Origin of the sequence: Phycicoccus sonneratiae (assembly GCF_016887965.1) — a bacterium.
Classification (GTDB): Bacteria; Actinomycetota; Actinomycetes; order Actinomycetales; family Dermatophilaceae; genus Phycicoccus; species Phycicoccus sonneratiae.
Map to the genome: position 1 here is coordinate 72426 of NZ_JAFDVD010000017.1, position 23889 is coordinate 96314.

Consider the following 23889-nt stretch of genomic DNA (forward strand, 5'->3'; position numbering starts at 1 on the left):
TTCCCCGCCGGCCAGGCTGCCGGTCGAGGTGAACCCGACGCGCAGAGGGTCCCGCATCACCTCGACCCACCCGGACCCTCCACCGGTCGAGGTGAGACCCGACCCGCAGAGGGTCGCGTATCACCTCGACCCGGCAGCCGCCCCGCCGGCCGTCGACCGCCGCACCGGGTGGGTCTCGCGGGCCCGCAGCCACGGCACCGCCGCGACGAGGGTGATGGCGCCCGTGACGGCGAAGGCCAGGCCGAAGCTGCCCTCGTCGACGAGCAGGCCGGCGACGACCGGGCCGATGATGGCGCCGGTGTCGGCGGACATCTGGAAGGCCGCGAGCGCGGGGCCGCCGTTGCGCTCGCGACCGACGACGTCGGCGAGCGAGGCCTGCTGGGCCGGGTTGAGCGCGCCCGAGCCGAGGCCGGCGACGACGGAGCAGGCGATGAGCAGGGGCAGGGTGCTCGCGAGGCCGGTGAGCGCGGTGAAGACGCCCGACACGACGAGCCCCCCGATGATGTACGGCTTGCGACCGACCCGGTCCGAGGTGCGTCCGGCGAAGGTCAGCCCGACGGCGTTGCCGACCGCGAAGGTGGCCAGGGCGGTGCCGGCCACGAGCGACTGCTGGGACTCGCGCGTCGCGACGTCGAGGCCCTGGTCGACGATGACGGCGGCCGCGAAGAGCGGCAGGATCGCGTTCCGGACCCCGAAGTTCGCCCAGCCGTTGGCGAACCCGGAGGCGACCGCCGCGCGGTAGGCGCTGTCGCGCCAGCCGTCGCGGACGCCCATGACGGGCAGGACCGGCGCACCCTCGACCGGGCGCAGGGAGGCGTCCTTGAGGAAGACGAAGACGATCGTCGCGGCGAGCAGCAGGGCCGCCGCGTAGACGAGGAAGGGCACCCGCAGGCCGAGCCCGCCGAGGGTGCCACCGACCACCGGCCCGCCGATGCCGCCGATGAGGAACGCCGAGGCGTAGGCCGAGGAGACCCGGGCCCGGATGGACGGCGGCGCCAGCCGCACGATGAGCGCGACGGCCGAGACGGTGAACATCACCGACCCGATGCCGCCGAGGCCGCGGAAGACGAGCAGCTGCCAGTAGGAGTGGGCGAAGGCCGTGGCCCCGGTGGAGACCGCGACGATGACGAGCCCCGCGAGGTAGATGGGCCGCTCGCCGAGCCGGGCGATGAGCCGGCCACCTGCGGGCGCGAAGAGCAGCCGGAAGAACGCGAACGCGCTGACGACGACGCTGCTGGCCGTCGCCCCGACCCCGAAGCTCTGGGCGAACTGCGGGAGGACCGGCGTGATGAGCCCGAACCCGAGCGCGATGACGAACGCCGACGCGATGAGGACCCAGATCTCGCGGGGGATGCGGGCGGTGGCGGAGGGGGTCGTCACGGGGTCGGCGGACACGATCCACCAGTATGCCCGCGCCCACCGACGCCGCGGCCTCAGCCGGCGGAGGTGCCGCTCACTTCGCCGCGGCCTTGGTGGCCGAGGGCACGCACTGCGCGTCGGCGGCCTTCTCGTCGCCGGAGTAGAAGTCCTTCGCCTCGAGCTCGGTCGAGTCGCCGCCGTCGAGGGTCTCGGTGAGCGTCGTGCTGCCGAGGACCGTGCCGCCATCCTTCTTCGCGACCGCGACGAGGACGGTGTAGGTCATCCGGTCCGACCCGTCGTTGGTCAGGGTGGCCGAGAAGGACCAGTCCTTGCCGTCCTGCGCGCACTCGACCTTCGAGAGCTCCTTGATGGCGCCGGCCGGCTGGTTGCTCGGCGGGGCCGCGGTGACGGTCCGGAGCGCACCGCTGTTCGTCGGGGTGGGCTCCGCGTCGTCGCCCGAGCAGCCGGCGAGGCCGGTGGCGAGCAGGAGGGTGGTCAGGGCGGCGGTGGCCCGCGTCCTGGGTGTCACGACGTGCGTTCCTCTCGTTGGGGTCTTCAGTGCATCACGGTCGGTGGGCGTGCCGGGCACCGGCTCCGCGCCGCCGGGAGGCCAGCACCGCCAGCAGGCCGGCGAGGACGAGCAGGAGGCCCAGGCCGAGGCCGCGGACCAGGTCGGTCCCGGTCTGCGCGAGGGGGCCCCCGCCACCGGCCGACGGCGGGACCGCGTCGTCGGTCGCCGCGACGGTCACGGAGTCCGCGTCGGACACGACGGCGTCGTACGGGTCGGCGGCCGTGACGCCCGCGCGGTTGACCACCTCGCCGGAACGCACCTCGGCGGCGGTCACGACGTGGGTCCTGGTGAGGTCGGCGCAGGCCTGCGTGGCCCCCGGTGCAAGCGGCCCGGCCGTGCACAGCGTGCCGGCGAGGCCGAGCATCGGGTCGGTGAGGCGGACGTCGGTGAGCACGGTGTCCCCGGTGTTGCGGACCGAGAACGAGTACTCGATGCGCTCGCCGGCGTCGGCCCTGTCGTCGCCGTCCTCGTCGCGGAGCCGCGCGGTCTTCGTCAGCTCGATGCCGGAGGTCGGCCGCGTCTCGACGACCGCCGCGCTCTCGCTCGGGGCGGGGTCGGGGACACCGGCGGTGTCGCTGACCGCCGTCGCGACGGCGACGTTGCGGATCATCCCGGCCGCCGCGTCGGCCGGCGTGACGACGTAGGCGAGGACCGAGCAGTCGAGCGAGTCACCCGGCGCCAGCGGACCGGCGGGGCAGGTGACCTCGCCGCCGAGGCGCGGGTCGGAGACCGCGACGTCGGTGAGGGTGACCGTGCCCGTGTTCGTCACGCGGAAGGCGTAGCGGATGGTCTCGCCGGCCGAGGCGCGGCCGTCGCCGTCCTCGTCGACGAGGGTGCCCGTCTTGACGAGGTCGAGGGAGGCGCCGCCCGTGACGGGGACGGAGACCTCGTCGGTGGCGGCGACCCGGGGGCCGCTCGGACCGGCGGAGGACCCGGACGCGGTCGCGGTGTTGTCGACCCGGCCGGCGTCGAGGTCGGCCTGGGTCAGCGCGTAGGTCGCGGTGCAGGACCTCGAGGCCCCGGGGGCCAGCGGGCCGGTGCCGCACGCCAGCCCGGCGAGCGAGAGGCGGGCGTCGTCGACCGTCACGTCGAAGAGCGTCGTCGTGCCCGTGTTCGTCACGGTGAAGGTGTAGGTGACGCTGTCACCGGCGTCGACCCGGCCCGAGTCGTTGGTGTCCGTGACCGGCCCGGCCGTCTTGTCGAGGGCGATGCCCGCGGCGTCGTCGACGACGACGGTGGCGGTGTCGACGGCCGACACCGGGGCGCCGCCGGGACCTTCCGCCCGCGCCGTCGCGGTGTTGTCGACCCGGCCCGCGTCGACGTCGGCCTGGGTGAGGACGTACGGGTCGGCCGTGCAGGTGGTGCTCGCGCCGGCGGCGAGGGTGGTCGCCGGGCACGTGACGTCGCCGACGAGGGGGTCCTCGACCGTGAGGCCGGTGAGCGTCGTCGTCCCGGTGTTGCGGACGGCGAAGGTGTAGGTGACGGTGTCGCCGGCGTCCGCCGTGCCTGAGTTGTTCGCGTCGACGACCGCGCCGGCCGTCTTCGTCAGCCGGAGCTGCGCGAGGCCGTCGAGAGGCACGACCGCCGAGGCGTCGTCCGTCACGGTCCCGCCGGTGGTCGGCACCGCCGTCACGGTCGCGGTGTTGAGGACGGCGCCGGCGTCGAGGTCGGATGCGGTCAGCGTGTAGAGCACCGTCGTCGCGCACGCGGCCGAGGCGCCGGGCGCGAGCGGGCCGTCGGTGCAGGCCAGGCCGGTGACGTCGAGGCGCGGGTCGTCGACGACGAGGTCGGTGAGCGAGACGTCACCGGAGTTGCGGACGGAGAAGGCGAACTCGACCTGGTCGCCGGCCGAGACGCGACCGTCACCGTCGGTGTCGCGGACCCCGGACGCGGTCTTCGTCAGCTCGACCGACGCGGTGGGGGCGAGGACGACGGTGGCGCTGTCCTCGGCCCTCAGGGCGGCGCCACGGCTGTCGGTGCCCCGCACGGCCGCGGTGTTGTCGACCCGGCCGTCGTCGACGTCGCCCTGGGTGAGCACGTGGTCGCGTTCGCAGGACGTGCTCGCCCCGGGTGCCAGGGAGGTGTCACCGCACTCGGCGCCGACGAGCCCGAGCCGCGCGTCGTCGAGGACCAGCCCGGAGACGGTCGTCGCGCCGGTGTTCGTCACGGTGAAGCGGTAGGTGACGGTGTCGCCGGCGTCGTCACGGCCCGACCCGTTGGTGTCGTCGACCCCGACCACGTCCTTGACGAGCCCGAGCGCACCGGAGGGTGCGAGGTCGGCCGTCGCCGAGTCGGTGGCGTCGACGGGGTCGCCGGTCGGCGGGGTGCCCCGGACCGTCGCGGTGTTGGTCACCGACCCGGCGTCGACGTCGTCCTGGGTCAGCGCGTACGCCGGCGGGACGCAGGTCCGCGTCTCGCCCGGCGCGAGGGGCCCTGCGCCGCAGGCGAAGTCGGTGAGGCCGAGCAGCGCGTCGTCGACGACGACGGTGTCGAGGGTCGTGGTGCCGGTGTTCGTCACGGTGAGGGTCCAGGTGACGGTGTCACCCGCGTCCACGCCGTTCGTGTCGGGGTCGCCGACGTCGCCCGCGGTCTTCGTGAGCGACACCGAGGCCGCACCGGCGAGCGGGACGCGCACCGAGTCCTCGTCGGACACGACGGCGACGGGGCTGGTCGCCGTGACCCGGGCGGTGTTGTCGACGCGGCCGGCGTCGAGGTCGGGCTGGGTGAGGGTGTGCACCGGCGCGGTGCAGGACGTGGACGCACCGGCGGCCAGCGTCGTCGCAGCGCAGGTGACGGCGCCGAGCAGCGGGTCGGACACCTCGACGTCGGTGAGCGTGACGTTCGAGGTGTTCTCGACGCGCAGGGTGAAGCCGACGGTGTCGCCCGCGTCGACGCGGCCGGAGCCGTTGGCGTCGACGACGTCGCCGGCGGTCTTGACGAGCCGGACCTCGGCCACGCGGTCGAGCGGGGCCGACGCGCTGTCGTCGTCGGAGACGGTGCCCCCGGCCGGCGTCGCCGCGTCGACGGTGGCGGTGTTGTCGACCGTCCCCGCGTCGAGGTCGTCGGCGGTCAGCGTGTGGGGGCGCGGCGCCTCGCACGTGGCGGCGGCACCGGGGACGAGCGGGCCGGTCGCGCAGGCGAACCCGTCGAGCCCGAGCAGCGCGTCGGTGACGGCGGGGTCGGAGAGGGTCGTGGCCCCGGTGTTGGTCACGACGAAGGTGTAGGTGAGCTGGTCACCCACGCTCGGTCGGCCGTCGTCGTCGACGTCGACGACCGCGGAGACCGACTTGTCGAGCCGCACCGACGAGGGACCGGCGAGCGTGACGGTGGCGGAGTCGTCGTCGGTGGCCGGGTCGCCGCCCGGCGTGCGCGCGGTGGCGGTCGCGGTGTTGACCAGCTCGCCGGCGTCGACGTCAGCCTGGGCCAGCTCGTACGTGGCGGTGGGGCAGGTGACGCTCGCCCCCGGGTCGAGCGAGCCGCCGCCGCAGCGCAACCCGTCGAGGCCCAACCGGCTGTCGCTGACCGCGACGTCGGTGAGGCGGGTGCTCCCCGTGTTCGTGACGACGAGGGTGTAGGTGACGGTGTCGCCCGCGTCGACCCGGCCGCTGCCGTTCGCGTCGACGACGTCTCCGGCCGTCTTGTCCAGCCGCAGGGTGCCGGTCGTCGACAGGCGCGTCGTGACGGTGTCGGTGGCGGTGGTCTCGACGTCCTGCGGGTCGAGCCCGACGACGGTCGCGGTGTTGTCCACCCGGCCGGCGTCGACGTCGGCCTGGGTGAGGACGTAGGCCGGCGCCGAGCACGTGGTCGTCGCACCCGGCGGCAGCGTGATGGCGCCGCACCGGATGTCGTCGAGGTTCGGGTCGGCGACCTGGATGACCCGCACGGTGACGTTCGAGACGTTCCGCACCGTGAAGGAGTAGGCGATCGTGTCGCCCGCCGAGTCCACCCCGTCGCCGTCGACGTCGACGACGTCCGCCGCGGTCTTGTCGAGGGTCAGCTCGGCGAGCGTGGTCATCGGCGTCGTCGTGGACGACGAGGCGCTCGGCGCGGTCCCCGACGGCGGGACGGCGGTGGCGGTCGCCGTGTTGGAGACCGAGCCGGCGTCGACGTCGTCCTGGGTCAGCGTGTACGTCCACGTCCGGTCGCACGGGAGGCTCGCCCCCGGGGCGAGCGGGCCGGCGGTGCACGCGGCGTCCGTGAGCCCGAGCAGCGGGTCGGTGAGGGTCACGTCGCGCAGGGTCGTCGTGCCGTCGTTGCGCACCGAGAACGAGTACTCGACGGTGTCGCCGGCGTCCGCGCCGTTCCCGTCGGTGTCGGAGATCGCCGAGGCGGACTTCGTCAGGGCGAGCGCGTTGCGGCCGGTGACCTCGAGGTCGGTGCCGTCGGACGTCGTCACCGGGTCGCCCGGCGGCGTGAAGCCCGTCGCGGTCGCGGTGTTCGACAGGCCACCGGCGTCGATGTCGGCCTGGGTCAGGACGTAGCTGCCCGTGCAGTCGACCGACTCGCCGGGGGAGAGTGTCGCGACGCAGCGCAGCGCCGTGAGGCCGATCCGCGGGTCGGCGACGGTCAGCAGGTCGAGGGTCTGGGTTCCGGTGTTGGTCACCCGGAACGCGTAGTCGACGACGTCGCCGGCGTCGGTGGTCGTCGGGTCGAGGCCGCGGTCGGTCGTCGGCGTCCCGGCCGTCTTGCGCAGCGACATCCCGTTGGTCACCGGGACCCGGAGGCCGACCGAGCCGTCGGCCCGCGTCGGCGTGCCGTCCGGGCCGGTGGCCGTCGCCGTGGCGGTGTTGTCGACCCGCGCGGCGTCGACGTCGGCCTGGGTGAGGACGTAGGGGTCGCTCGTGCACTCGGTCGACGCACCGGGGGCCAGCGTGTCGGTGCCGCAGACCTCGTCCTCGAGGCCGAGCCGCGCGTCGGTAAGGGCGACCCCCGTGAGGGTGACGTTCGAGGTGTTCGTGATCGTGAAGCCGTAGGTCACCGTGTCGCCGGCATCCGTGCGGCCGGAACCGTTCGCGTCGACGATCGGGCCCACGGTCTTGTCGAGGCGCAGCGCCGCGACCCGGTCGAGGGGCGTCACCGTGGAGGAGGTGTCGGTGGGCGCGGTGCCCGCCGGGGTCGTGGCGGTGACCGAGGCGGTGTTCGCGACCGAGCCGGCGTCGACGTCGGCCTGGGTGAGGACGTGGACGACCGCGGCGTCGCACCCGAGCGTCTCGCCCGGCAGGAGCGGTTCGGTGGTGCAGGGCTCGCCGTCGAGGCCGAGCATCGCGTCGGTGAGCCGGACGTCGGTGAGGCGGGTCGTGCCGGTGTTGCGCACGGTGAACGTGTACGTGATCGTGTCGCCGGCGTCGGCACCGTTCCCGTCGAGGTCCTGGACCTCAGAGGCCGACTTGACGAGGTCGATGCCCGGTGCGGGGACGAGGACGACGGCCGCCGACGCGTCGTGGGACAGGAGGGTCGACTCCGGCGTCAGCGCGGTGACGGACGCGGTGTTGTCGATGCGCCCCCGGTCGACGTCCTCCTGGGTGAGCACGAGGTCGGCGCTGCACTCCGCCGAGGCCCCGGGGGCGAGGGAGTCGGCGCAGAGGAGGTCGGTGACGCCGACCACCTCGTCGCGGATCCTCGCGTCGGTCAGCGTGCGTGCTCCGGTGTTGGTCACCGTGAACGTGTAGGTCACCGTGTCGCCGGCGTCCTGGCGGCCGGTGCCGTTGGTGTCGCGCACCGGCCCGGCCACCTTGGCGAGCTCGACCGACGCCGGGCCGTCCAGGGTGGTGGTCGTGCCGTCGGAGTCGGTGAGGTCGCGCCCCGTCGGGTCGGTACCGGTGGCGGTGGCGGTGTTGGTCACCGAGCCCGCGTCGAGGTCGGCCTGGGTCAGGGTGAGCACCGGCCCGTCACACGTGCGGGTCTCCCCCGGCGCGAGCGGGTCGGTGCCGCAGGGGAAGGCGACGAGCCCGAGCCGCGGGTCGTCGACGCGGACGGGGTCGAGACGCGTGGTGCCGGTGTTGGTCACCCGGAACGAGTAGCCGATGGTGTCGCCGGCGTCGACCTGCCCGCTGCTGTTGGCGTCGGTGACGCCGGTCGACTGCTTGACGAGGACGAGGCCGCTCGCCTGCGGGAGCGGGACGTTGACGACGTCGGCCGCGGAGACAGCGCCCTGCGGGCCGGTGGCCGTCACCTCGGCCCGGTTGTCGAGCGCGCCGGCGTCGAGGTCGTCCTGCGTGAGGACGTACGCGGACGCCGTGCAGGTGGTCGAGGCGCCCGGCGCCAGCGTCGTCTCGGGGCAGATGACGGTGCCGACGAGCGGGTCGGTGACCACGACCCCGCGCAGCGTGACGTTCGAGGTGTTCCGCACGAGGAAGCGGTAGGTGACCGAGTCGCCGGCGTCGACCCGCTCGGGGTCGGCGCCCTGGGCGACCGTGGGGTCGCCCGCGGTCTTGTCGAGGGTGACCTGCGCGAGGTTGTCGACCGCCACGGAGGCGGAGGCCGAGTCGGTGGCCGGTCGTCCGCGGGTGTCGGTGCCTCGGACGGTGGCGGTGTTCTCGACGCTGCCGTCGTCGACGTCGTCCTGGGTGAGGGTGTAGCCGGCGCTGCACCGCACGACCTCGCCCGGGGCGAGGGACGCCGCGCACACGAGGGCGTCGACCCCGATCCGGCTGTCGGAGACCGTGACCCCGGTGAGCGTCGCCGGGCCCGTGTTCGTCACCGTGAACGTGTAGGTGACCGTGTCACCGGCGTCCGGCCCGTTGCCGTCGGTGTCGACGACCGCCGACCCCTCCTTGACGAGGTCGACGAGGGGCGTCGTGTCGACGGTGCGCGTCGCGTCGTCGGTGTCGGTGACCCGGCCACCCGTGGCGGCGGCCGCCGACACGACGGCGGTGTTGTCGACGCGGCCGGCGTCGACCTCGCCCTGGGTGAGGACGTGCGAGCCGCGGACGGCGCAGGCCGTCGTGGCGCCCGGCAGCAGCGGGCCACCGGCGCAGAGGGCGTTCGCGAGGCCGGCCACCGGGTCGTCGAGGCGCAGGTCGGTGAGGCTCACCGCGCCCGTGTTGCGGACGGAGAACGTGTACTCGACGGTGTCGCCCGCGTCCTGGCGGCCCGAGCCGTTGGCGTCGACGACGGCGCCGGCCGTCTTCGTCAGCTCGACCGACGCCGGGCCGCCGACGACGACCGAGGCCGTGTCGTCGTCGCTGACCGTCGCGCCCTGCGGCGTCGCGGCTCGCGCCGTCGCGGTGTTGTCGACCCGGTCGGCGTCGACGTCGGCCTGGGTGAGGACGTACGGGGAGGTGCACGTGGTCGAGGCGCCCGGCGCGAGCGACGTCGCGCCACAGCTCGACGCCGCGCGCCCGATCCGGCTGTCCTCCACCGTGACCGCCGTCAGCGTCACCGGCGAGGTGTTCGTCACCGTGAAGCGGTAGGTGACCGTGTCGCCCGCGTCGGTGCGGCCGTCGCCGTCGGTGTCGGCGATCCCGACGACCTCCTTGTCGAGGCGGATGACGGCGAGCGTGCTGACCGAGACGGTCGCGCTCGAGTCATCGGTGGCCGTGTCGCCGACCGAGCTCGTCGCGGTGGCCGTCGCCGTGTTGCGGACGGCTCCCGCGTCGACCTCGTCCTGGGTGAGGACGTGGACGTACGAGCCGGCGCAGGGCTGCACGCCGAACGGGGCGAGCGGGGTCGTCGTGCAGACCACGTCGTCGAGCCCGAGCAGCGCGTCGTCGAGGGTGACGCCCGTGAGGGTCGCGGACCCGGTGTTGCGCACCGAGAACGTGTACTCGACGGTGTCGCCGGCGTCCGGCCCGTTGCCGTCGACGTCGGTGACGGCCGAGGCGGTCTTCGTCAGCTCGACGGAGGTGGTCGGGCGGATGGTCACCGAGGCCGTGTCGTCGTCGTCGACGGTGCCGCCGGCGGGGGTCGTCGCCGAGGCGGTCGCCGTGTTGTCGATGCGGCCGGCATCGACGTCGGCCTGGGTCAGCGTGTACGTGACCGAGCACGAGGCGGCGTCGCCCGGGGCGATGCTCGCGCCGCAGGCGAGCCCGGTGACGCCGATGCGGGGGTCGTCGACCGTCACGCCGGTGAGCGTCGTCGAGCCGGTGTTCCGCACCGCGAACGTGTAGGTGACGGTGTCACCGACGCCCTCGCGGCCGGTGCCGTTGGCGTCGACGACCGGCCCGGCGGACTTCGTGAGCACCAGCGCGGACGGCACGGCGTAGGTGACGGTCTCGCTGTCGGTGTCGGTGACGGTGACGTCGCGCGGGTCCTCGGCCCGCACGGTGGCGGTGTTGTCGACCCGGCCCGCGTCGACCTCCGCCTGGGTCAGCCGGTGCCCCGCGGCCGTGCAGACGGTGGAGTCGCCGGGGGCGAGCGTGGTGTCGGGGCAGGTGACCTCGCCGGCGAGCGCGTCCTCGACGCGCACGGCGCGCAGCGTGACGGTCGTCGTGTTCGTCACCGTGAAGGTCCAGCGCACGGTGTCGCCGGCGCTCACGGTGCCGGAGCCGTCGGTGTCCTCGGGGGCGGACCCGACCTTGTCGAGGGCGATCGACGCGACGCTGTCGACCGGCGTGAGGGTCGAGCTCGTCGCCGTCGGCGGCGTGCCGTAGGGCGGGGTCGCCGTGGCCGTCGCCGTGTTGGAGACGGAGCCGGCGTCGACGTCGGCCTGGGTGAGGGTGCGGGTCGCGGTGACCGCGCACGCCGCCGTCGCGCCGGGCGCGAGCGGGCCGGCGGTGCAGAGCGCGTCGGTGGTGCCGGTGACGGGGTCGGTGACGCGGACGTCGGTGAGGCTCGTCGTCCCCGCGTTGCGGACGCTGAACGAGTACTCGACGGTGTCGCCGGCGTCGGGGCCGTTGCTGTCACCGTCGATGACGTCGGACGCGGTCTTGGTGAGCTCGAGCTGGGCCGAGCCGGCCACCGTGACGCGGGCGCTCGAGGTGTCGGTGGTCACCGAGGCGTCCGGGCGCACCGCCCGGGCCGTCGCGGTGTTGTCGACGAGGCCGGCGTCGACGTCGGCCTGGGTGAGGACGTACGGGCGCGTGCAGGTGCCGCTCGCCCCGGGGGCCAGCGTGGCCGGGCCGCAGCGCTCGCCGTCGACGCCGAGGGTCGGGTCGCTGAGGGTCACGTCGGTGAGCGTGACGGTCGAGGTGTTGCGGACGGTGAAGCCGTAGGTGACGGTGTCACCGGCGTCGACCCGTCCGTCGGCGTTCGTGTCGTCGATGTCCGAGGCGGTCTTCGTCAGCTCGACGTCACCGGTGCTCGGCAGCAGGACGGTCGCCGAGTCCTGCGAGGTCGTCGTGCCGGTCGAGCCGGTGGCCCGTGCGGTCGCGGTGTTGTCGATCCGGCCGGCGTCGAGGTCGGCCTGGGTCAGCGTGTACGCGGGGCTGGTGCAGGTCCGGGTGGTCCGCGGGGTCAGCGCCGAGGACCCGGCGCAGGAGAACCCGGTCAGCCCGAGCCGGGCGTCGTCGACGAGCACCGTGCGCAGCGTCGTCGTCCCCGTGTTGAGAACCGAGAACGTGTACGTGACGACGTCGCCGGCATCGACCGTGCCGGAGGTGTTCGTGTCGACGACGGCCCCGGCGATCTTGTCGAGCTGCATGGCGTCGACCTGGGCGATGGGCAGCACGGCGGTGTCGGTGCTCGTGACCGGGTCGCCCCCGGGCTCGTCGGCCGTCGCCGTGGCCGTGTTGGACAGGGCGCCGGCGTCGGCCTCGGCCTGGGTGATGGTCGCCGTGGGGCCGGTGCACGTGGCCTGCTCCCCCGGTGCGAGGGTCGTCGGGTCGCAGGTGACCACGCCCAGCCGCGGGTCGCTGATGCGCAGGTCGGTCAGCGTCACGGCGGCGGAGTTCGTCACCGTGAAGGTGAAGGTGACCCGGTCTCCGGCGTCGGTCCGCCCGGTGCCGTTCGTGTCGACGACCGAGCCGACCGCCTTGTCGAGGGCGATCTCGGCGACCTGGTCGACCGGCGTCGTCGCCGTGTCGGAGTCGCTGACCGTCCCGCCGACCTGCGGTCGACCGGTGGCGGTCGCGGTGTTCTCGATCGACCCGGCGTCGACGTCGTCCTGGGTGAGCACGTACGGCCGCGGACCCTGGCAGGTGACCGATGCCCCCGGCGCGACCGGACCGGGGCTGCACAGGTAGTCGACGAGCCCGAGCTTGTCGTCGGTGACCCGGATGTCGCGAAGCGTCGTCGCCCCGCTGTTCGTGACGGTGAAGGTGTAGACGACCTCGTCGCCGGCGCTCGGCAGGCCGTCGTCGTTGGCGTCGCGGAGCTCGCCACCGGTCTTGAGGAGGAGGAGGGACGAGGTCGGCGCCAGCGGCGTGACGACGGAGTCCTGGCCCGGCGGGGTGCTCGTGCCGCCGCCGGGCGTCGTGGCGGTGACGGTGGCGACGTTCTCGACCCGCGACGAGTCGACGTCGCCCTGCGCGAGGGTGAACGCGGGGGCGGTGCAGGAGACGGTCTGGCCCGGAGCCACCGGACCGGCGGCGCAGAGGTACCCGGTGAGCCGGAGCTTGTTGTCGTTGACGACGACGTTGGTCACCGTGACGCTGCCGGTGTTGGTCACCGAGAACGAGTAGACGATCTGGTCGCCCGCGTCGGTGCCGTTCCCGTCGAGGTCGATGACGCCGGAGGCGGTCTTGTCGAGGGCCAGCGTGCTCGGCGGCGCGAGCGTGACCGTCGCCGACGCGGAGGCGGTCGCGGTGCCACCGCGCGGGTCGGAGGCCGTGACGGACGCGGTGTTGACGACCGTGCCGGCGTCGAGGTCGGCCTGGGTGAGCCGGTACGGGGCCGCGGTGCACGTCGTGCTCGCGCCGGGGGCCAGGCTCGTCGCCGCGCAGGTGACGGTGCCGAGGCGCGCGTCGCTCACCGTGACACCGCTGAGGGTCACGGTCGAGACGTTGCGGACGGTGAAGGTGTAGGAGACCGTGTCGCCGGCGCTCTGCCGGCCGTCCGCGTTCGCGTCGACGACCGCGCCGGCCGTCTTGGTCAGCGCGACGGCCGCGACCGTCGTGAGGCTCGTCGTCGTGCTCGACTGGCCGGTCGCCGTTCCGCCCGTCGCGCCGGTGGCGGTCGCCGTGGCGGTGTTCGACACCGCCCCGGCATCGACGTCGGCCTGGGTCAGGGTGTACGTGCGGGTCGCGGCGCAGTCGGACGACGCGCCGGGCGCCAGCGGGCCGGTGACGCACAGCGCCCCGGACAGGCCGAGCTTGGCGTCGTCGACCCGCACGTCGGTGAGCGAGACCGTGCCGGTGTTCCGGACGGCGAACGAGTAGGTGATCGTGTCACCCGCGTCGGCACCGTTGCCGTCGAGGTCCGCGACCGCCGAGGCGCGCTTGGTCAGCTCGACGGCCGGCGTCGAGGTGAGCGTTCGGGTCGCGGCGGCGGGGGCGCTCACGGTGCCGCCGGCGGGCGTCGTGGCCTCCGTCGTCGCGGCGTTGTCGACCCGGCCGGCGTTGAGGTCGGCCTGGGTCAGGGTGTACGCCGGGGCGGTGCAGGTGACCGTCCCACCCGGAGCCAGCGACCCTGTCCCGCAGGCGTAGTCGACGACACCGAGCCGCGCGTCGGTGACCCGTGGCGCAGTGAGCGTGGTGGCCCCGGTGTTGCGCAGCGTGAAGGTGTAGGTGACCGTGTCGCCCGCGTCCTGGCGGCCCGAGCCGTTCGCGTCGACGACGGACCCGGCGGTCTTCGTCGCCGAGAGCGAGCTCGGCGGCGTCACGTCGCGGACGGCGGTCGAGGTCGCGGTGACCGTCGCCCCGGCCGGCGTGCGGCCCGAGGCGGTGACGGTGTTCTGCACGCGGCCGGCGTCGACCTCGGCCTGGGTGAGCGTGTGGACGAACCCGGAGCAGGTCGTCGAGGCGCCGGGGGCGAGCGTGCCGGTACCGCAGACCTCGCCGGACAGCCCGAGCATCGCGTCGCTGATCCGGACGAGGGAGAGCGTGACGTTCGAGGTGTTCGTCACCCGGAAGGAGTACGAGACCGTGTCGCCCGCGTCCTGGCGGCCGGAGGCGTTGGCGTCGGTGACGGCGCCCGCGGTCTTGACGACGGTGAGCGCCGCGAGCTGGTCGACGTCGCGCACCGCGCTCGCCGAGGCCGACGGCGCGGCGCCCGAGCGCGGGGTGGCGCTCGCCGTCGCGGTGTTGACGACCTGCCCGGCGTCGAGGTCGGCCTGGGTCAGCGTGTAGGTGGCCGAGGGGCACGACACCGTCGCGCCGGGGGCGAGCGGACCGGCCGCGCAGACGACGTTCGACAGGCCGAGGCGCGGGTCGTCGAGACGGATGTCGTCGAGCGTCGCGCCGCCGGTGTTGCGCACCGTGAACGTGTAGGTGACGGTGTCACCGACGTCCGGGCCGTTGTCGTCGACGTCGACGACGGCGCCCGCGGTCTTCGTGAGGACGACGGAGTTGGTCGGCGTGACGGCCCGCGTCGCGGTGCTCGTCGCGACCGGCGTGGTGCCGCCGCTCGGCGTCGTGGCCGTCGCGGAGGCCGTGTTCGTCAGGCCGCCGGCGTCGACGTCGGCCTGCGTGAGCACGTAGTCACGCGGCGCCGGGCAGGACACCGTCTGCCCGGGCACGATGCTGCCGGGGGCGCAGGTGAAGGCGGCCAGCCCGAGCTTCGGGTCGATGACGACGCCGTCGCGCAGCGTCGTCGACCCGGTGTTCGTCACCTCGAACGAGTAGGCGACCGTGTCGCCCGCGTCCTGCCCGTTGGCGTCGAGGTCGGTGACCGTGCCGGCGACCTTGCGCAGCGAGACCGTGGACGTCGCGGCGAAGGCGCGGCGCTCGGTGTCGGACACCGTCACCGGGCCGCTCGGGGTCGTGCCGTCGACGGTGGCGGTGTTCTCGACGAAGCCGGCGTCGACGTCGGCCTGGGTGAGCACGTACGGGGCGGGCGCCGCGCAGGTGGCGGTCGCGCCCGGTGCCAGCGGTCCGGCGACGCACGGCGTCCCGGTGAGGCCGAGCCTGGCGTCGGTGACCGTCACGGAGCTGACGCTCTGGCTGCCGGTGTTGGTGACGCGGAACGAGTACGCGACGGTGTCACCCGCGTCGGGCCCGTTGCCGTCGAGGTCCTGGACCGGGTCGCTGACCTTGACGAGCGCGAGCGAGCGGGTCGGGACGAGGGTGACGACGGCCGAGGCGCTCGTGGACGTCGTGGCGCCACCGGGCGTGGTCGCCGTGGCCCCGGCGGTGTTGTCGACCCGGCCGGCGTCGAGGTCGGCCTGGGTGAGGACGTAGGCGGCCGCGGAGCAGGTCGTCGACTGCCCCGGCGTCAGGGTGGTGCGGACGCAGGTGACCGGGCCCAGCTTCGGGTCGGTGACCGTGACGTTGCCGAGCGTGACGTTCGAGGTGTTCGTCACCGTGAACGAGTAGGTGACCCGGTCGCCGGCGTCCTGCCGGCCGCTGCCGTTGGTGTCGGCGACCGCTCCGGCCGTCTTGGTCAGCGACAGCGCCGCCACGGTCGTCACCGGCGTCGTCGTGCCGGAGGTGGCGGTCGGGGCGGCGCCGCCGGGCGGCGTCGCCGTGGCCGACGCGGTGTTCGCCACCGAGCCGGCGTCCACGTCGGCCTGCGTGATGGGGTAGGCGACGACCGTCGAGCAGGTGGCCGAGGCGCCGGGGGCGAGGGTCGCGACGCACGCGGCCGCGGAGAGACCGAGCTTGGCGTCGGTGACCGTGACGTTGGTGAGCGTCGTCGTGCCGGTGTTGCTGACCGAGAAGCCGTAGGTGATCCGGTCACCCGCGGACGGCCGGCCGTCGCCGTTGGTGTCCGCGATGCCGGAGGCGGTCTTGGTGAGGGACAGGCCGTTCGTCGGCGCGACGGTGACGGTCGCCGAGGAGGTGCCGCTCACCGGGGTGGCCCCGTTCGGCGGGGTGCCCGTCGCGGTCGCGGTGTTGACGACCGAGCCGGCGTCGACGTCGGCCTGGGTCAGCGTGTACGTCCGGGTGCACGAGGTCGTGGCGCCGGGGGCGAGCGGGCCCGCCGCGCAGAGCACGGAGCCGAGCCCGAGGCGCGGGTCGCCGATCCGCAGGTCGCTGAGCGCCGTCGTGCCCGTGTTGCGGATCGAGAAGGTGTACGTGACGGTGTCGCCGGCGTCCGCGCGGCCGCTGCCGTTCGCGTCGACGACCGCCCCGGCGGTCTTCGTGAGGACGAGCGAGGCGGTCTGGGTCGGCGTCGTCGTCGAGTCGGTGTCGGTGACGGCGGGCAGGAACGGCGGTGTGCCGGTGGCGGTGGCGGTGTTGGCGACCGAGCCGGCCGTCACGTCGGCGGCCGTGATCGTGTACGGACCGGAGACCGGGCACGAGGTGCTCTCGCCGACCGAGAGCGCGGGGTCGGCGCACGGGGCCGTGATGCCGGCCGCCGCGAGGCGCGGGTCGCTGACGGTGACGCCGGCGACGGCGATCGTGCCGGTGTTGCGCATCGTGAAGCCCCACGTGATGCGGTCACCGGTGTCGGTGAGGCCGTTGCCGTTGACGTCCTGCACGCCGAGCACGGTCTTCACGAGGTCGATGCCGGGGGCCGGCGGGGTCGGCGGGGCGAGGCACGCGGCGTTGTTCGCGGTGCCGCCCGACTCCTGGCCGGCCGGGAGGGCGGCCGCGTTGTACAGCCCGCTCCCGCTGCCCGCGCACGCCGTGGACGCGGTCGTGCGCGTCATGTGCAGGCGGATCGTGAGCGTCCACGTCTGGGTCGTCGTCCCGCCGATGGCCGTACCCGCGGGGGCGAGGGTGAAGGGCCCGGTCGTCGAGGACGAGCCCGTCGTCGGGCCGGTCCACGACGCCCCCTCGACGACGAGGCCGGGCCCGAAGGCCGGGGTGTCGGTGAGCGCGCCGTACGTCGTGGGGGTCTGTCCGGAGTTGACGACCCGGACGGTGTACGTCGCGGTGTAGCGACCCGTCTCGGGGTCGAGGGCGCTCAGCGCGCCGGCGGTCTTGACGACGTCGAGGGAGGCCGCCGAGGCGACGGGCGTGCTCGTCCCCGAGGTGTTCGACGTGACCGACCCGCCGGTGACCGCCGCCGCCGCCGCGGTCGCGGTGTTCGTCACCGCTCCGGCCGTGACGTCGGCGCTCGTCACGGTGTACACGGGCGAGGTGGTGCACGTGACGGTCGCCCCCGGAGCGAGGGATCCGGTGGCGCAGGCGACCGCGCTCAGGCCGAGCTTGGCGTCGGTGACGGTCAGCGACGACAGCGTGACGTTGCCGGTGTTCGTCAGGCTGAAGGTGTAGCGGATGCGGTCACCGGGGTCGGTGACGCCGTTGGCGTTGACGTCGGTCACCTCGGCGACCGACTTGGTGAGCGAGAGCCGAGGCGCTGGCGGGAGGGCCGTGGACGTCGAGGACGTCGCCGTCGTCGTCACGCCGTTGGGCGCCCGACCGCTGACCGACGCGGTGTTGTTGACCGCTCCGGCATCGACGTCGGCCTGGGTGACGGTGTAGGACACCGCGGTACACGTCATCGAGGCGCCGACGGCCAGCGTGGTGGCCGGGCAGGTGAGCGCCGGGAGGCCGAGCTTCGGGTCGCTGAGGGCGACGGTGTCGAGGTCGACGTTGCCGGAGTTGCGGACGACGAACGAGAAGACGATGCGGTCACCGGCGTCGGCGCCGTTGCCGTCGAGGTCCTGGAGCGCGCCCGCGGACTTCGTGAGGGTCAGCGCGGGTGCGGGCGGGGCCGGCGGGGTGGCGCAGGCGGCGTTGTCCGAGGTGCTCCCGGCCTCCTGGCCCGCGGGCAGCGTCGCGCCGTTGTAGAGGCCGGTGCCGGTGCCCGAGCAGGCCACCGCCTGGGTGCCGTTGGTGTACCGGAAGGTCACGACGACGGTGTACGTGTGGGTGGCGCCGGCCGCGATGCTCGTCCCGGCCGCGCCGACGGAGTACGGCCCTGCGCCGGTCGCCGACCCGCTCGCCTGGCCGCTCCACGTCGCGCCGGTGGGCTGGAGGTTCGACGCGAACGCCGGGGTGTCGGTGATCGGCCCATAGGTGCCCGCCCCGTTGCCGGTGTTGGCCACCGACACCGTGTACGTCGCGCGGTACGTGCCGTCCGCCGCAGGACCGGTGACCGCACCCGCCGTCTTCGACAGGTTGAGCGTCGGCTTGGTCACGGTCACGGTGGCGGTGTCGTTGTCGGAGACCGAGGTTCCGGTGACGTTGCCGGCGCCGGTCGCCGTGGCCGTGTTGGTCGTCGTCGTCGAGAGGGTCTGGCTCAGCGTGTAGACCCACGACTCGCCGACCTGCAGGAGGTTGTCCGCGTTGGTGTCGCCGGTGTGCGTCTGGCTGACGGTGCCCTTGTCGTCGGCGAGCGTCACGTTGCGCAGCGGTTCGTTGCCGGTGTTGATGACCGTGTACGTGTAGGTGACCGGTCCGCTGATGTTGAGCGTCGTCGGGCTGGCCGACTTCGTCACCTGGATGCCCGGGGTGTAGGCGAGGTTGCACGTGGGGTCCCCCGCGCCCGCGACCGACGGGTCGTCGGAGAGCGTGGTCGTCACGCCGCTCGCGCTGACCGTGGCCTGGTTGCACACCGACCGGACCGCAGCGGTCAGCGTGTTCACGGTGACCCGGAAGGTGACCGTCGCGGTCGCGCCCTTGGCGACGATGCCGCTGTTCACGCCCGCCGAGTTGACGGCCCGGGCGCTCGAGAAGGGGAAGAACGGTGAGCTCCCGGTGTCGGCGACCGCGGCACCGTTGAGGGTCGTCGAGTTGCGGACGTAGGTCGTGTTCGCCGGGATGGCGTCCTGGACGGTCGTGGCGAGGGCCGAGAGGGTGCCGAGGTTGTCGACCTTGACGGTGTAGGTGAGGGTCTCGCCGCCGTCGACCGGGGTGCTCGGCGAGACCGTCTTCGTCGCCCGCAGCGCCGGCTTGGGGATGGCGCACGAGGCGAGGTCGCCGACGACCCGGAGGTTCGAGCCGGTGGACTGCTGGGTGACCGTCCCGGTGTCGGGGTCGACCCGGTAGAGCGCGTACTGGGAGGTGCCGGTGTTGGTGGAGGTGGCGTAGAGCGTCCCGTCGGACGAGAAGGCCAGGCCGTTGTAGAACGAGCCGACGGTCGGGGCCGCGAAGGTGTTGACGAGCTGGGCACTCGGAGTGCTCGTGGCCAGCGAGGCCGCCGTGATCCGGTAGAGGTAGGTCGTCGTCGAGTCGGCGGCGAGCACGTACATCGTGCCGTTGCCGTCGAAGGCGATGTCACCCGACTGCAGCGCGGAGAAGGCGACGCCGTTGCTCGTCGTCGGGGTCTTGCCGGCGGAGAACCCGCCCGCCGAGGTCCACGAGTAGAGCAGGCCGGCGTTGTTGAAGGTCCAGAGCCGGCCGTCGATGTCGAAGGCGAGTCGGTTGCTCGTGAACTCGAGGTTGCCCGTGCCGTCGGCGACCTTGGTCTGGGTCCCGGTGGCGAGGTCGACCCGGTAGAGGTCGTTGGCGAAGGTGCCTGCGGAGACGGTTCCGCGGGGTGCGTAGTAGAGGAAGTCCGGGTCCTTGGGGTTGATGGCGATCGCCGAGCTGTGCTGGTTGCCGGTCAGCCCCGGGGGGTTGAAGCTCCCGACGACCGCGGCCGTCGGATAGATGCGCCCGTAGGTCCCCGGGGCGAGGCTCGAGGTGCCCACCGAGCCGTACCAGATGGTCGAGCAGGGGGTGATCGGCTGCTGGACGGTCACGGTGGCCTGGCCGCTGCGGGCGACCGACCCGTCGCACTGGACCGGGCAGAAGGCGCCGTAGCCGAACGAGAAGCTCGCCGTGTTCGTCGTCGTGGCGGTCAGCGTCGTCGTGCAGCGGAAGACGAGGGTCTGCCCCGCATCGAACACCCGGGTGTTCTCGACGCCGGCGGTCGAGCCGCCCGAGACGTACGAGACGGCCGGGCACACGGAGTCGGTGGCCGACTGGAAGTACAGGCGGGTGTCGCCGGTGTTGACGAGCGTGTACGTGTAGCTGACCGTGCCGCCCTCGTAGGGCAGCGAGGTCGGGTTGGCGCTGACGTCGAGGGTGTAGGTGGGCGAGACCGCGGCGGCGAGGGACCCGGGTCGGGCGGCGGCCGGCGGGGTGGCCGCCTCCGGGGCCGCAGCCCGGGGTGCGGCGGCGGTCGGTGCTGGGGTGGCGAGCGCGGCGGCCGGGAGGACCACGGACCCACCGAGGGCGAGGACCAGCGTGGAGACGACGAGGATCGCCGTCCGTCGCCACGAGCGGGCCTGTCGACCCCCACCGTGGACGGGACCGTCGCTCGCGAGCCACCCGCGCACCGCAGAAACCACCTTCGCGTCGCCCGGCGGGCCCCTGGTCCGCCGGCGGACCTCCCGGTCCTCGTTCACTTCCTAGCGACGCTGCCCCCGAGGACAGGCGTTGCCACGCCACCCTAGGGGCCCTGACAACGGTGTCACGATACCGGTGGGGGCTTCTTGACCAAGTCCTTGCCAAGCCTTGACCTACCTCTGGGATCCACCCTTCGTCTGTTGACGAATTCGAGGTGGGGACGAGGTGGCGGCGTGACCTCCGGAGGGTCAGCGGGCGAGCACGGAGACCGCGATCGGCACGACGGCGAGGAGCACGAGCAGGGTGTCGCCTCCGCGCCACGGGGCCGGCGACCACCAGGTGCGGCGGCGTGCCGTCGCGAAGCCCCGGCTGTCCATCGCGACGGCCAGCTCGGCGGCGGCGCGCAGGGTGCGGACGAGCAGGCCGAAGGTCAGCGCCCCGAGGTGCCGGACGAGCGCGGCCGGGTGCCGGGCCGACGACCCGAGCCCCCGCACCCGGCGGGCCCGGCCGATCTCGGTCCACACCGCCCCGAACGTGTGCACCCGGTGGACCGCCGCGGCCGTCGCGACCACCGTCCGGTCCGGGAGGCCGAGCCGCTGCGCGAGGTGGTCACCGAGCCGGTCCGGGTCGAGCCAGGGCAGGAGGACGGCCGACGGCAGGACGATGACGAGGACCCGCAGGGCGACGGTCAGGGCGGTGTCGGCGTCGCGTCCCGCCAGCCACCACGTCGACCAACCCACGCTCAGCGCGGCGAGCGCCCCCGGGACGAGCCGCAGCAGCACCCCGCGGACCCGTCCCGTCGGCCCGACCCCCCGGCCCGGGGCCCACAGCCCCACGACGGCGAGGACCACCTGCGTCGCGAGCACGGCGAGCGAGGTGCTCCAGTGCGGCGACAGGACGCCGGCCGGGACGGCGAGGAGCGCGCCGGCCAGCAGGGCGAGCGGGGCGCACCGGGCGAGCAGGGGCGTGCGGCGGGGTCCGGGTGCGGGCCGGTCTCGGACCGGGGCCCGGACCTCGTGCACCGTGCCGGCCCGGGCGACGACCGCCGCGTCGTGGGTCGCCGCGACCACCGCACCTCCGGCCTCCCGGTAGGCGGCGACGAGGCCGACGACCGCCGCCCAGGTGTGCCGGTCCTGGCCGATGGTCGGCTCGTCCGCGAGCAGCACCGGCGGGCCGTGGTGGAGCGCGGCGAGCACGGCGAGCCGGCGCTGCTCGCCCCCGGAGAGCTCGCGCGGGTCGGCCCCTGCGAGGTGGCCGAGCCCGAGCGCGTCGAGCAGCCGGTGCGCGCGGTCCGCGGCGGCCGGGCCGTCCGCTCCCACCACCCGGCTCGTGACGAGGACCTCGTCGAGGACGGTGCCGGCGACGATGGTCGACCCGGCCCACTGGGGGACCCACGCCAGCGACCGGGCCAGGCCGCCGGGGGCGAGGTCCCGGGGGTCCGACGGGCCGGTGCCGGTCGTGACCCGCACGGCGTCGCCCGGCTCGGGGTCGAGGAAGCCCGCGAGCGCGTGGAGGAGGGTCGACTTGCCGGAGCCGCTCGGGCCGACGAGCACCGAGAGCGACCCCGGCGCGGCGACGAGCGGCTCCTCCAGCCGCGCCGCGAGGGACGTTCGGGTCGAGCCGTCGAGCAGCCGGGTGGTGCGCGTGACCTCCATCGGGGCGGCCGCGAGGGCCGGGGCGTCCCCGACCGGGCGGCGCGGTGCGACGAGACCGGCGTCGAGGGGCAGCGCGACCGGGTCCGGCGCGCCGGGGACCCAGATGCCCATCGCGAGCAGCCGCTCGCGCTCGGCCGACAGCACCTCGCCGACGGCGCCGTCGGCGACGACCCGGCCGTCCGCGTCGAGGACGACGAGCCGGTCGACGAGGTCGACCCACGGCCCGAGGACGTGCTCGACGACGACGAGCGTGCGCGGCTCTCGCTCGAGCATCCCCGCCACCGCGCTGCGCACCTCGAGCGCCGACCCCGGGTCGAGCATGGCCGTCGGCTCGTCGAGGAGGACGAGCGAGGGGTCGAGGGCGAGCGTGCCGGCCAGGGCGAGGCGCTGGGTCTGCCCGCCGGACAGCGCCGAGGTCGGGGTGTCGAGCGGCAGGTCGTCGAGCCCGACCGCGGCGAGCGCGGCGGTGACGCGCTCGGGCATCAGCGCGCGCGGGGTGCCGACGTTCTCGAGGCCGAAGGCGACGTCGCGCCCGACCGTCGCCGCGACGACCCCGCTGCCGGGCTCCTGGAGGACGAGCCCGCTCGCGCCGGCGCGCGCCCCCGGCGCGACGCCGTCGAGCGTCACGGAGCCGGACAGGTCGCCGGCCTCGACGCTCCCGAGCAGCCCGGCGAGCGCGCGCAGGAGGGTCGACTTGCCGGCCCCCGACGGCCCGGCGAGCAGGACGCGCTCGCCGGGCCGGAAGGTGAGGTGCACGTCGCGCAGGACCGGCTCGCGGCGCCCGTACGGACGCCACGTCAGCCCCTCGACCTCGACGAGGCCGAGCCGCGCGGTCGTCATCCGCTCAGACAGCGCCGGTCTCCCGCAGCTCCTGGCCGGGCGGGAAGGCCGACAGGGCACCGGCGCGCGCCAGCGCCCGGGTCAGCAGCCAGCCGACGAGCCCGGCGAGGACGGCGCCCGACACCGCGAGGGCGCCGAGGTAGGCGAGCTTGTCGCGCAGCAGCAGCTCGCCGTACCAGGCTCCCCCGCCGGTGAGGTCGCCGAGGAGCGGGACGTCGGTCCACGACGCGGGCACGCTGAAGGTCTCGAAGAGCCACTCGAGCGGGACGGCGAGGACGCCGGCGAGCACCGCGGCCGGGAGCCGGTAGGAGCGGTAGCCGAGGAGCGCGAAGGCGAGCTCGGCGCCGAGGCCCTGGAGGATGCCGCTCATCAGCGTCGTCGCTCCCCACTGGGTGCCGGGGAGCATCGAGACGAGGGCGGCGACGACCTCGCACAGCAGGGCCGCGCCCGGGCGGCGGACGACGAGCCCGCCGACGACGCCGGCGAGGAGCCAGGGGCCGGTGAAGAGCCCGCTCAGCGGGACGTAGGCGACGGAGACGGCCTTGCTCAGGGGCTCGTAGGCGAGGGCCCACCCCCAGAAGACGATGCCGAAGGCGGCGCCGAGGAAGGTGATGGTGAGGATGTCGACGGTCCGCCAACCCAGCAGCGGGCGGGTGGCGGTGATGGAGCGCCGGCCGGGCGGCGCCTGCGTGGTGGTCGTGCTCATGGTTGCTGCTCCCGTGGTCGGTGGTGACCTCGGGGAGGCGTGACCCCGCCGGCACCCGGACGCGAGCGACCGGACGTGGCGGGAGCACGCCTGAGATTCCCGACTCCCTTCGCCGGTGCTAACCGGATCAGGTTCGAGGGTCTGCGGTCGGACCGCACTCTCAGCGCCTGGGCGCTCCCCTGTCGTTGGACGCGTCGAGCATACCCCCGTGCGGGCTAGGGTAACGAGACACCATCGGGCACAACCGCTGTCCGGCCCCGACCCCCTGAGGAGCCACCCGTGGGAAAGCTCGCCTGGAAGATCCTCGGCACCGGCGGCCCGATCATCGCCGGGATCGTCGCGACCAAGCTCGTCGACACGATCTGGGCCAAGGCCGGCCAGGACCAGATCAACCCGAAGAACCCCGACGCCCCGGTCGTCAAGGCCGTCGCCTACGCCGTGGCGCTCGGTGTCGCCGTGGGGGCCGCGCGCACGCTCGCCGAGCGGCAGGCCGCCTCGTACTACCGGAAGTCCTCGGGCCACCTGCCCAAGGACATCAAGGTCGAGCCGGTCTGACCC

Annotated in this window: 6 protein-coding genes and 1 riboswitch; of the genes, 1 reads left to right on the forward strand and 5 read right to left on the reverse strand. The window is 74.4% G+C overall.

All coding sequences use genetic code 11. The annotated features are described in order from the left end of the window. Positions 1-120: 120 nt before the first annotated feature. From JQN70_RS15640 to JQN70_RS15655, 5 genes are all read right to left on the reverse strand, one after another. Entirely contained in the window at positions 121-1395 is a 1275-nt protein-coding gene (locus JQN70_RS15640) for an MFS transporter (protein ID WP_307836023.1), read from the reverse strand. Between the two features lie 58 nt (positions 1396-1453). Continuing rightward, the gene (locus JQN70_RS20280; protein WP_239111689.1) at positions 1454-1888 is read right to left on the reverse strand and encodes a hypothetical protein; all 435 of its coding nucleotides are present in this window, start codon (positions 1886-1888) and stop codon (positions 1454-1456) included. Between the two features lie 34 nt (positions 1889-1922). Next, positions 1923-20120 carry a DUF7507 domain-containing protein gene (locus JQN70_RS15645; RefSeq protein ID WP_204132295.1) on the reverse strand — a complete coding sequence of 6066 codons (18198 nt, stop codon included), beginning with the start codon at positions 20118-20120 and terminating at the stop codon, positions 1923-1925. Between the two features lie 258 nt (positions 20121-20378). After that, the gene (locus JQN70_RS15650; protein WP_239111690.1) at positions 20379-22625 is read right to left on the reverse strand and encodes an ATP-binding cassette domain-containing protein; all 2247 of its coding nucleotides are present in this window, start codon (positions 22623-22625) and stop codon (positions 20379-20381) included. 4 nt (positions 22626-22629) lie between these two features. Continuing rightward, positions 22630-23331, reverse strand: a complete 702-nt coding sequence (locus tag JQN70_RS15655) for an ECF transporter S component (protein WP_204132296.1) — start codon at positions 23329-23331, stop codon at positions 22630-22632. An 87-nt stretch (positions 23332-23418) separates the two neighbouring features. Further along, positions 23419-23522, reverse strand: a riboswitch (TPP riboswitch). 88 nt (positions 23523-23610) lie between these two features. Between JQN70_RS15655 and JQN70_RS15660 the strand changes: the two genes are divergently transcribed. Beyond that, a complete protein-coding gene (locus JQN70_RS15660; RefSeq protein ID WP_204132297.1) occupies positions 23611-23886 on the forward strand; it encodes a DUF4235 domain-containing protein in 276 nt (91 codons plus the stop codon). Positions 23887-23889 lie beyond the last annotated feature (3 nt).

Coding starts and splice junctions, on each gene's coding strand:
- JQN70_RS15650 (WP_239111690.1), bottom strand. CDS start 22,625: ATGACGACCGCGCGGCTCGGCCTCGTCGAGGTCGAGGGGCTGACGTGG.
- JQN70_RS15655 (WP_204132296.1), bottom strand. CDS start 23,331: ATGAGCACGACCACCACGCAGGCGCCGCCCGGCCGGCGCTCCATCACC.